General features: G+C 71.2%; 8 protein-coding genes and 1 tRNA gene. 6 read left to right on the top strand and 3 right to left on the bottom strand.

The window, feature by feature from the left end; translation table 11 throughout:
- Positions 1–559 precede the first annotated feature (559 nt).
- Positions 560–799, bottom strand: coding sequence for a hypothetical protein (locus tag ACG2DA_RS19610; protein ID WP_395257969.1), 240 nt, complete (start codon positions 797–799; stop codon positions 560–562).
- 243 nt (positions 800–1,042) lie between these two features.
- On the opposite strand from ACG2DA_RS19610, the gene hemE reads away from it, so the two are divergent.
- The 4 genes from hemE to ACG2DA_RS19590 all read left to right on the top strand — a co-directional run bounded on the left by hemE (position 1,043) and on the right by ACG2DA_RS19590 (position 6,497).
- Positions 1,043–2,116: a uroporphyrinogen decarboxylase gene (hemE, locus tag ACG2DA_RS19605; protein ID WP_395257967.1), complete on the top strand. Its 1,074-nt coding sequence runs from the start codon at positions 1,043–1,045 to the stop codon at positions 2,114–2,116.
- Entirely contained in the window at positions 2,113–3,618 is a 1,506-nt protein-coding gene (gene hemG / locus ACG2DA_RS19600) for a protoporphyrinogen oxidase (protein ID WP_395257966.1), read from the top strand. The genes hemE and hemG overlap by 4 nt, the downstream gene beginning before the upstream one ends.
- Entirely contained in the window at positions 3,615–4,607 is a 993-nt protein-coding gene (tilS, locus tag ACG2DA_RS19595; protein ID WP_395257964.1) for a tRNA lysidine(34) synthetase TilS, read from the top strand. Before hemG ends, tilS begins: the two co-directional genes overlap by 4 nt.
- A gap of 198 nt (positions 4,608–4,805) precedes the next feature.
- Positions 4,806–6,497: an MFS transporter gene (locus tag ACG2DA_RS19590; RefSeq protein ID WP_395257963.1), complete on the top strand. Its 1,692-nt coding sequence runs from the start codon at positions 4,806–4,808 to the stop codon at positions 6,495–6,497.
- Between the two features lie 92 nt (positions 6,498–6,589).
- Here ACG2DA_RS19590 and ACG2DA_RS19585 read toward each other — a convergent pair whose 3' ends face one another.
- Positions 6,590–7,456, bottom strand: a complete 867-nt coding sequence (locus ACG2DA_RS19585) for a DUF1206 domain-containing protein (RefSeq protein WP_395257961.1) — start codon at positions 7,454–7,456, stop codon at positions 6,590–6,592.
- 110 nt (positions 7,457–7,566) lie between these two features.
- Here ACG2DA_RS19585 and ACG2DA_RS19580 point away from each other — a divergent pair, with 110 nt between their 5' ends.
- Together ACG2DA_RS19580 and rimK are read left to right on the top strand one after the other, a co-directional pair.
- Positions 7,567–8,544, top strand: coding sequence for a carbohydrate kinase family protein (locus ACG2DA_RS19580; protein WP_395257959.1), 978 nt, complete (start codon positions 7,567–7,569; stop codon positions 8,542–8,544).
- A 474-nt stretch (positions 8,545–9,018) separates the two neighbouring features.
- Positions 9,019–9,924, top strand: coding sequence for a 30S ribosomal protein S6--L-glutamate ligase (gene rimK, locus ACG2DA_RS19575; protein ID WP_395257957.1), 906 nt, complete (start codon positions 9,019–9,021; stop codon positions 9,922–9,924).
- Between the two features lie 71 nt (positions 9,925–9,995).
- Here rimK and ACG2DA_RS19570 read toward each other — a convergent pair.
- Positions 9,996–10,068: transfer RNA gene (locus ACG2DA_RS19570), tRNA-Gly, on the bottom strand.
- Between the last annotated feature and the right edge of the window lie 224 nt (positions 10,069–10,292).

The raw sequence follows: 10,292 nt of genomic DNA, 5'->3' as shown, positions 1-10,292 counted from the left end.
CGGACGAAGCGGGGTCGGAGCCGTCATTCATGCCGGCATTATGTGCGACCGCACGACCCTCGCAACGTGTTCCCCCGCCGCGCCTTCCGGCAACTCGTTCCCCTGCCCTGCCGAGCCGCGTCGCTGCCCGATCTCACGGCGCCCCCCGCGACGAAAACGAGCGCTGGTCTCAGCCAGGACCGGTATTCCGATTCCTTATCGTCAAACCTGTCAGGAGTTTAGGACGATTCACCCCGGAGTCGGCGCCGCTTCGGCACGCCGTTTCCTTCCTCTCCTGTCAGTGCCGCGAGGCACGCCGATCAGTCCGAGAGCAACCGGACGGGTGGCCGGGTCGTCCTTCGTGGGGCGGCTCCGGGCGAGCGCCCACCCGTCCGGTTCTTACCTAAGCGCCCCAGGCGCATTGGCTAGTTCGGGAGCAACCGGACGGGTGGCCGGGTCGTCCTTCGTGGGGCGACTCCGGGCGAGCGCCCACCCGTCCGGTTCGTTCCCGAATCGTCTACTTCCGTCAGGAACGCGGACCAGGGGGCTTCGGCGGCGTCGATGACGTCGCGACCGCCGCTCAGTAGGCGGAGGCGAGGCTCGTCGGGGAGTCGTCCATCAGGCGGTGGGCCGGCAGCGGCAACCGGACGCGGTAGCTTCCCACTACCTCGACGATCAACCCGTAAGGCGTGAGCCGACGTCCGGTGACCGCGTACTCCCCCGGGGGGAGCGAGGAGGGCAGACCGGTGCCCAACCGCCACGCGTCGGTGTAAGTCTTGAGCCGGAGCAGGCCGGCGGCATCATCGAGGATCGGAGTCATCGGATTCCCGTTCGAGCGAACGGGTAAGGTGTCGGTTCTCGGCCGGGCCCCGCCGAAGCGGAAGCGCCGGAGGTACGGGATTTCGCCGCCCTTGCGGAACGTAGGTCCCTGGGGGCGTGCCCCGTCAACCCGTCATACGTTTCTGGAGGGAGAATCGCTGGATCCGTCCGGTTTTATTGGTCGCCGGCTCCTGAACGGCGTCCCCACGGGTGCCGCGACTGGACGGGGCGTTAGGATGCGGCCGTGCCCGCTCCCGACAAGATGCCCGCCGCCGACTCCGCCGCGCCCGATCCGTTGCGGAACAGCCTGCTGATGCGGGCGCTCCGGCGGGAACCGGTGGAACGTACGCCCGTCTGGCTGATGCGGCAGGCCGGGCGCTACCTGCCCGAATACGCCGCCGTCCGTCGAGGCTATGCCTTCGAAGAGTTCTGCAAACGGCCGGACCTCTCCGCCCAGGTGACGCTCGACGCCCAGGCGATCCTGGGCGTCGACGCGGCGATCCTGTTCGCAGATCTGCCGACGATCCTGGAGCCGCTGGGCTTCTCGCTGACCTACGATCCCGGCCCAGTAATCGGCAACCCGGCCCGCACGGCGGCGGACGTCGACGCGGTGCGGGAGGTGGAGGACACGTCCGAACTCGGCTTCGTCTACGAGACGGTGCGGGCCGTGCGGGCCCAGCTGCCGGCGGACGTGCCGTTGCTGGGCTTCGGCGGATGTCCGTTCACGCTCGCCAGCTACGCGATCGAGGGCGGCTCCAGCCGGCACTACGAGCACACCAAGCGGCTGATGTACGGCGATCCCGATCGCTGGCATACCTTCATGGGGAAGATCGGCCGGGCCGTCGCGGAGCACCTCCGCCGGCAGTTCGCCGAGGGCGTCCAGGCGGTTCAGATCTTCGACAGCTGGGCGGGGGCCCTCTCCCCGGGCGACTACCGCCGCTACGTGCTGCCGCACACCAAGGCGCTGGTCGAGGCGGTGCGGCCGCACGGGCCGGTCATCAACTTCCTCACCGGCAACCCGGCCCTGCTGCCCGCGTTGGCGGAGTGCGGGGCGGAGTGCGTGGGGCTGGATTGGCGGGTCGATCTCGCCGACGGCTGGGCGACGGTGGGGCACGACGTCGCCGTGCAGGGAAACCTCGACCCGACCGCCCTCTACGCCCCCTTCCCCGAATTGAAGCGGCAAACCGCCGCCGTGCTCGACGCCGCCGGCGGACGCCCGGGACACATCTTCAACCTCGGTCACGGTCTGCTGCCGACGCACGACGCCGCGGCGGTGAAAGGATTGGTGAAGCTCGTCGCGGACCTGTCGGCCCGGTGACGGAGCAGGCCGTCGAGCAGCAGCCCGGCGCCGTGCGTGTCGCTGTGGTCGGCGCCGGGGTGAGCGGTCTGGCCGCCGCCGTGCGGCTGGTCGATCGGCTGAAAGATCGTGGCCGAGCCGCGGAGGTGACGCTGTTCGAGCCCGGGCCGCCAGGCGGAGCCTGTCGCACGCTGCTTGAGGAGCACGGGGGCGAGCGGATCGTGCGGGAGCTGGGGCCGGATTCGTTCCTCTCCCGCCCGCCGCACCTGACGGCGTTCTGCGAACGAATCGGTCTGGGTGAAGAGCTGATCGGCACGAACCAGTCCCCCCGCGGGGCGTTGGTCTGGACGAAGCGCGGCCCGGAGCGGGCGCCGGAGGGGTTCACCCTGCTGGCGCCGTCCCGCTGGGGGCCGACGCTGCGGTCGCGGACGCTCACGTTCTGGCAGAAGGCCCGTCTGCTGACCGAACCGCTGCGGCCGCGCGGGCCGGCGGCCCGGGGCGCCGGGGACAAGAGTGCCGGGGACGAGAGCGTCGCGGCCTTCGTGCGTCGGCGGTTGGGCCGCGGCGTGCTGGAGCGGCTCGCCCAACCGTTGGCCGCCGGCATCTACGCGGGGGATCCCGAACGTCTCAGCCTCGCCGCCTGCCTGCCGCAGTTCGCTGAGGACGAACGCGCCCGCGGCCGGGTGACCGGTCGGAAGCCGAACGCCGGGGCGAAGGCCGACGGCGGCGCCCGCTATTCGCTGTTCATCACCCCGCGGCAGGGCGTCGGGGCGGTGGCGACCGCCGCGATGCGCACGCTGGCGGACGCCGGCGTCGCCGTTCGCCCTGAGGCCGTCACCGTTGTGCGGCGCGACGGCGCCGGCTGGCGGGTCAGAACGACCGCGGAGGAGCGGTTCGACGCCGTGGTCCTCGCCCTGCCGGCCCGCGTCGCCGCGGGGTTGCTGACGGACGATCAGCCGGACCTCGCTGCGGACCTCGGGGCGATCGAGTATTCCTCCAGTCTGATCGTCAACACGCTGCACCGGGAGGAAGAGGTGGGCCGCCCGCTGGACGCCTTCGGCCTCGTCGTGCCGGAGGCGCTGCGGTCGGACGCGACAGCTCCCGGCGAGGGGGACGGGCTGTCGGCGTTCGCGGTTTCCTTCGCCAGCCGCAAGTTCCCCGGCCGGGCGCCGGCGGGGTGGGTCCAGTTGCGAACCTTCCTCGGCGGGGTGAACCGGGACCGCTCCGCCGCCGCGGAGCCGGAGCGGATTCTGGAGGCCACGCGACGGGAACTCGCCCGGTTGCTGAACGTGCGGTGGACGGACGCCGCGTCGAACTCCGCCCGCATCAGCCGGTGGGATCGAGCGATGCCGCAGTACAACCTCGGGCACCTCGACCGCGTCGCGGCCGTCGAAGGCAGACTGGCGGACCTGCCGGGCTTGGAGTTGGCGGGGAACAGCCTGCACGGCGTCGGCCTGCCGGCGGCGGCGGGGAGCGGCGTCGACGCCGCCGACCGCGTTCTCGCGGCCCTCGCCGCCCGATGACGCAGCGGCATCCGTTCGTCGCCGGCGTCGGGGCGGCGGTGGAGGACCTGGGCGTCTCCGGGCGGGTCCTGGTCGCCTGCTCCGGCGGCGGCGACAGCCTCGCCCTGCTGCGGGCCTGCGTGGAACTGCGGGACGACGGGACCGACCTGACGCCGATCGCGGCTCACTTCGACCACCGCCAGCGGCCGGACTCCCCCGCCGACGCGGCTCATGTCGCGGAGCACGCCCGGCGGTGGGACTGCGAGGTTCTCTCCGGGCAGCACGCCGGGGGGCCGGGGGCGTCCGAGGCCGTATTGCGCACAGCCCGGTACGGCTGGATCGCGGAGGCGGCGAACCGCCGGTCGGCGGGGTTCGTGCTCACCGGGCACACGGCGGACGATCAGGCGGAGACCGTGCTGCTACGGATCGTCCGTGGCACCGGCGTCGCCGGCCTGACCGGCATCCCGGCGCTCGGCCCGCTGCCGGGATCGCCGGGCGGACAGACGGCGGGACCGCTCGTCGCCCGACCGATGCTGGGTCTGAGCGGGGACGCGGCCCGCGACTTCCTCACCGAATGCGGCGTCGCCTGGCGGGACGATCCGACGAACGCGACCGCCGCCTACGCCCGGAACCGACTGCGTCTCGACGTGCTGCCGAGATTGGAGGAACTGAACCCGCGGGTGCGGGAGGCGGTCGGGCGTCTGGCGGCGGCGGCCCGGGACGAAGCGGCCGCGACGGCCGGTCTGGCGGACGCCGTACTGAGCGACGCCGTCCTCGCTCAGGAGGCGCAGCGAATGACGCTGCGGGCCGAACCGCTGCTTCGCCTGCCGGAGCCGGCCCGGCGGGCGGCGCTCCGACGGGCCTGGCGCCGGGCCAGTTGGCCCGAGCGGCGGATGGGGCGCACGGACTGGGAGCGACTCGCTGCCCTGACGCCGGGGGATGCAGCGATCTGCCTGCCGCACGGCGTGCGGGCCCGCTACGCGGGTTCGGCCTTGCACCTCGACCGCTGACGCCCGCGAGCCGACCGATTCTGACGGTCCGGCGGATCAAGCGGCGGCGGCCCGGGCTGCGGCGCCGGGGAATCCCCGCGAAACCGTTGTGAGCCGACCGTCGCGGCGGCTACCGTCCGGCGTCCCGTATTCGTCGGGCCCGATCTGTGGCCCGCGGATCGTCTTTCGCCGCCCGCTCGCACGGCCCGCCCGCCCCGTATGACGACCGACCCGCCCGCCGCCGCCCCGGCGCCCGCCCCAGCCGCCGACCCGGCGCTCTCCGACGCCAACCGCAAACGGCTGTTCTGGGCCTGCTTCATCGCCCTGATCACCACCGCCTTCGGCTTCATCGTGCGGGCGCTGGTCATCGACGAGTGGGGCGACGCCTACGGGCTGACCGGCAACCAGAAGGGCGAAATCTTCGGCGCCGGGCTCTGGCCGTTCGCGATCAGCATCATCCTCGGCAGCCTGTTCATCGATAAGGTGGGTTACGGCACGGGGATGGCGTTCGCGTTCGTCTGCCACGTGCTCAGCGCCGTGGTGACGATCTTCGGCCCCGGCATGATGGGCGATGCGGACGGCGCCTATTGGGCGCTGTACGTTGGCAACGTGATCGTCGCGCTGGGCAACGGGGCGGTGGAGGCGGTCATCAACCCGGTCGTCGCCACGCTCTTCCCGCGGGAGAAGACGAAGTGGCTGAACATCCTGCACGCCGGCTGGCCCGGCGGCCTGGTGCTCGGCGGGATCATCGTGCTGGGGATGGACGGTCTATTCGGCGAATACGGCGCCGACGGCGAACTGCTCGTGCCGGTCAACTGGCAGTACAAGGTCGCCCTGATCTTCCTGCCGACGCTCGTGTACGGGGCGTTGATGTTGACCTGCAAGTTCCCGATTAACGAACGCGTCGCCGCCGGCGTGTCCTACCGGGAGATGCTGGCCGAACTGGGCTGGGGCGGCGCCTTCATCGTCTCCAGCATGATCTTCCTGGAACTCACCCGGGTCGCCGGCGCCCTGCTGGACACGGAGATCCACGCCGCGGTGCCGTGGGTGTTGGCGGCCCTGATCGCCGCCGGCTTCGGAGCCTACGTCCGCGGGGCGTTCGGCAACCCGATCGTCGTCGCCATCCTGCTGATCATGATCCCGCTGGCGACGACGGAGCTCGGCACCGACAGCTGGATCACCTCGCTGCTGGAACCGGTGATGAAGGACGTCGGCATCCGGGCCGGCTGGGTCTTGGTCTACACCAGCGCCATCATGATGGTCCTGCGGTTCTTCGCCGGGCCGATTGTGCACCGCATTAGCCCGCTGGGCCTGCTGTCCGCCTGCAGCGCGATCGCGGCGGTGGGTCTGGTGCTGCTGTCCACGGCCGACGGCGCCGCGATGGTGCTGCTGGCCGCGACGATCTACGGCGTCGGCAAGACCTTCTTCTGGCCGACCACGCTCGGCGTGACCGCCGAGCAATCCCCCCGCGGCGGGGCCCTCACGCTGAACGCCGTCGGCGGCACCGGCATGCTGGCGGTCGGCACCGTCGGCGCCGTCTTCCTCGGCTACTTCGCGGACACGAACTCCGTCGACGAACTGCAGGAGACCGCCCCGGCGGTCGCGGAGACCGTCACCCAGCCCACCACCTGGGTCTTCGGCGACTACCAGGCGATCGACCCGACGCTGGTCGGCGACCTGCCGGAGGCCGAGGCCGCGACGGTCGCCGACGCCGAGGGCGCCGGGAAACAGGCCGCCCTCATGGACGTGGCGCTGTTCCCCTGCCTGATGCTGGTCGCGTTCCTCGCCCTGCTATTCTACTTCAAGTCCCGCGGCGGCTACGCCGCGGTGGAGCTGACGGAAGGCCACGGCGGAAAAACCGACGAGCGGGACGAAGAACTCGCCGGGGCCGTGCCCGGGCCGGTCCGCTGAGAGTCGGGGCCGGCGGCCCCGCGCTCCGGCCCCTGTTCACTCCTGTCAGACGACCGCCGCGACCAGGTCGCGGCGGTCGTTTTTCGTGCGCCTCAGACCTCGCCCTCCACGAAGCGCCGGTACTTCGCCCGGCTGACGCAGTACACGCCGTACAGCACGAACCCCACCGCCAGGGCCCCCAGGGCGAGCCAGCCGTACGTGTAGCTCAATAGCGCCGCGAAGGCCCCCTCGAGCCCCTTCACCTCACCGGCGTTCTGCCGCCAGCCGGCCCGCATCAGGAACAGGCCGATCAGCAGGAAGGTCACGCCGCGGGCGGCCAGCCCGATGACGCCGATCGGGCGGAGGGCCTTGCGTTCCGCACGGCTCATTTCGGTGTGGTCGTAGTCGCTCATGAACTTGGCGGTCCAACTCCGGTAAAAATGGTGGACCCCCACGCCGACGAACACCGCCCCGGCGAGCATCACCGGAATCCAGCCGAACGGAATCCCGAGCATCAGCCCGGTGGCCTTCTCCGACCCCGTGGCGCCCGCGGCGGCGTCGCCCGGGTCGTAAGTCGTGCCCCGCCAGGCGAAGGTGGCCGCCTGGAAGCCCATGATCAGGTAGAAGAGCCCGCTGACGGCGAAGCCGGCTCGGATGATCCACCCCTTCCAACCGTCCCCTTTCCCGTCGGGATCGAGGATCACCTGCGTCGCCCGCCAGACGACGTAGCCGAGGATCCCGACCGCGGTGAGGCCGAGAATCACCCGGCCGAACGGCGCGTCCATGATCGCCGCGAAGGCCTCGTCCTGCCCCGGGGCGGAGTTGCCGACCTCCAACGCCGCCCGGCCCGCCAATAGGCCGACGAGCCCGTACACCAACCCTTTCGCGAGATAGCCGACGCGGGCGGCGTAATCGAGCCAAGTGACCGCCTGATCGTCAGTCGCGGGGTTGAAGAAACGACGCGGAACGAGGGACGACATGACAGCGGGCCGAGCGGCGGAGAGCGAGGGAGGGGAACCGGGTAGTCTAAACCGCGCCGCCCGGTCGCCGTCGCTCACGCCTCGATTTCTCCCCACGCCCCGTTGATCCGGTGACCGACCCTCCTGACGACGCCCGCAGCGCTCCCGCCGCCCCGGCCCGTTCCGTCCGGGTCGCCGGCCTGGGGCTGACCGTCGTCGATCACCAGCTGATCCTGCCCCGCCTGCCCGGGCCGGATCAGAAGGCGACGGCGGCCGCGGCCTCCGTGCAAGTCGGCGGTCCGGCGCCGACGGCGCTGGCCCAGCTGGCCGCCCTGGGCGGACCACCCGCGACGGTCCTCTCCACGTGGGGCGACGACGCGGACGGGCGCACGATCGAGGCGAACCTCCACGCGGCGGGGCTGCGATTCGACGCCGACCTGTGCCGCACCGCCCCGCGGACCGGGTTCGCCCACGTCTGGGTCGAAGCCAGAACGGGCCGGCGCTCGCTGGCCGCGGTGCGGCCGGACGGGACCTCCCTCACGTCGGAGCGGGTCGTGAATGCGGTGTCGGACGTCGACGTCCTGCACACGGACGGCTGGCCGGGGGCCGCGGCGGTCGCGGCCTGTCAGGCGGTCAACGCAGCCGGCGGGTGGGTCAGCGTCGACCTCGGCGCGTCGGAGAAGCCGGCGGAGCTGATCGAACTGGCCGCCGTTCTGAACCTCCCCGCTCAGGCGTTCCCCCGCCTGACGGACGCTCGCGACCCCATTGCGGCGGCGACGGCGCTGCTGCGGCGGGGTCCGCGTCTGGTCACGGTGACGAACGGCTCGCAGGGCTGCTGGTACGCCGCCCGTCTGCCGGACGGGGTCGAGAGCGGTTTCGTTCCCGCCTTCCCCGCCGAAGCCGTCGATACCTGCGGGGCGGGCGATTGCTTCTGCGGCGGTCTGCTGTTCGCCGTGCTCGACGGCCGCCCGCCCTCCGCCGCGGTGCGGTTCGCGGCGGCCGTTGCGTCCTTGAAGGTGAGGAAGCTTGGGAACCGGGAGGCCCTGCCGGACCGGGCCGCCGTGGAGGCGTTGCTCGCCGCGCACGAAAAAACCCCGGCCGACTCCTGAAAAGGAGCCGGCCGGGGCCGGTACAGCTCGCCGGAGCAGAAGCCGGGGTTCGCGAACGCTCAGATTCGTCGCGGTCGGGAGTTCTGATCCTCGGTCTGCACGACGCTAAGGTGCAGGGACCGGGGCGAGGAGGTGGCTGCCCGTGTCGGACAACCCGCCGGTGGACCGCTAGGCGTCGCCACCTCGCTGGCTGTTACTGTCGTAGGACAGTCTGTCGGATGACATCGTGGACCACCTCCTTTCCAAAAATGTGTATCCCGGTACTGTCGGCGCCAGGGCCGACTCGTTCGCGGGCCGAATGTCCCGCCCCGCCGCGTCAGCGAGGCACTGGCCGCATTCTGGCGCCGACCGAGGCGACGGCAAGGCCGTTCTGACCGGTCCTTTCCGCGTCCGGTTGCCGCGTGTGCGATCGTGCCGCCGATACAGTTCCTCCGACCGCCTCCCTGCCGTTCCTCCGCCGCCCCGCCGTCTGAAATGAAGATCGCCATCCTCTCCCGCGACGGGGGGCTCTACTCGACCCGCCGCCTGCGCGACGCCGCCCGACAGCGGGGGCATGACGTCCGCGTGGTCGACTACCTCCGCTGCTACATGGACATCACGTCCCACCGGCCGCGGGTGCTCTACCAGGGCGAAGACTTGGAAGGGATCGACGCGGTCATCCCGCGGATCGGCGCCTCCCAGACGTTCTACGGCACCGCCGTGGTCCGTCAGTTCGAAATGATGAACGTCTTCCCCTGCAACGAGTCGCAGGCGATCAGCCGTTCGCGGGACAAGCTGCGGTGCCTGCAATTGCTCTCCCGAGCCGGCATCGGTCTGCCGGTGACGGGGTTCTCAAACTCCGCGAAGGACATCGGCGGGCTGATCGATCTGGTCGGCGGCGCCCCGCTAGTCGTCAAGCTGCTCGAAGGCACGCAGGGCGTCGGCGTGGTGCTCGCGGAGAACCGCAAAGCGGCCGAGGCCGTCATCGAAGCGTTCCGCGGATTGAACGCGAACATCCTCGTGCAGGAGTACATCAAGGAGGCCGGCGGAGCCGACCTGCGGTGCCTCGTCGTCGGCGGGCGAGTGATCGCCTCGATGAAGCGTCAGGGCGCCGAGGGCGAGTTCCGCAGCAACCTGCACCGCGGCGGCCGGGCGGAGAAGGTGAAGCTCACCCCGGAGGAACGCAGCACCGCCGTCCGCTCCGCGAAGGAGATGGGCCTGAACGTCGCGGGCGTCGACCTGCTGCGGTCCAACCACGGCCCGGTCGTGATGGAGGTGAACTCCTCGCCGGGCCTGGAAGGCATCGAGGCGGCGACCAACGTCGACGTCGCCGGGAAGATCATCGAGTACCTGGAGAAGGCCGTCCCGACCGGCAACGCCAAGGACAAGAGCAAAGGCTGAACGCCGCAGAAGCGGCGCTCGGAAACGTAAAACGGCCGCCCGTCGTGACGACGGGCGGCCGTTTCGTGTGAAGCGGGTGACCGGATTCGAACCGGCGACATTCAGCTTGGGAAGCTGACGCTCTACCAGCTGAGCTACACCCGCGGCTGGGATCGTCACTGTACCCGGACGCCGCGGCGACGCAAGCGGTTCGGCCGCTCCAGCGTGATCGCTGCAACGGGCGACCGCACTCCTCTGACGCCGTGTAGGAGGCGAACGGAGGCCGTCAGTGGGGCAGCGCGCAAAAAGAGACGCCCCCGAGCTTTGGGCTCGGGGGCGTCAGGAACCGGCGACACCTACTTTCGCACTTGTGGGCACTATCATCGGCC

The sequence above is a fragment of the Alienimonas sp. DA493 genome (genome assembly GCF_043951915.1).
Lineage (GTDB): Bacteria > Planctomycetota > Planctomycetia > Planctomycetales > Planctomycetaceae > Alienimonas.
This window is presented reverse-complemented; position numbering and strand designations above follow the sequence as displayed.

Coding starts and splice junctions, on each gene's coding strand:
- ACG2DA_RS19610 (WP_395257969.1), bottom strand. CDS start 799: ATGACTCCGATCCTCGATGATGCCGCCGGCCTGCTCCGGCTCAAGACT.
- tilS (WP_395257964.1), top strand. CDS start 3,615: ATGACGCAGCGGCATCCGTTCGTCGCCGGCGTCGGGGCGGCGGTGGAG.
- ACG2DA_RS19590 (WP_395257963.1), top strand. CDS start 4,806: ATGACGACCGACCCGCCCGCCGCCGCCCCGGCGCCCGCCCCAGCCGCC.
- ACG2DA_RS19585 (WP_395257961.1), bottom strand. CDS start 7,456: ATGTCGTCCCTCGTTCCGCGTCGTTTCTTCAACCCCGCGACTGACGAT.
- rimK (WP_395257957.1), top strand. CDS start 9,019: ATGAAGATCGCCATCCTCTCCCGCGACGGGGGGCTCTACTCGACCCGC.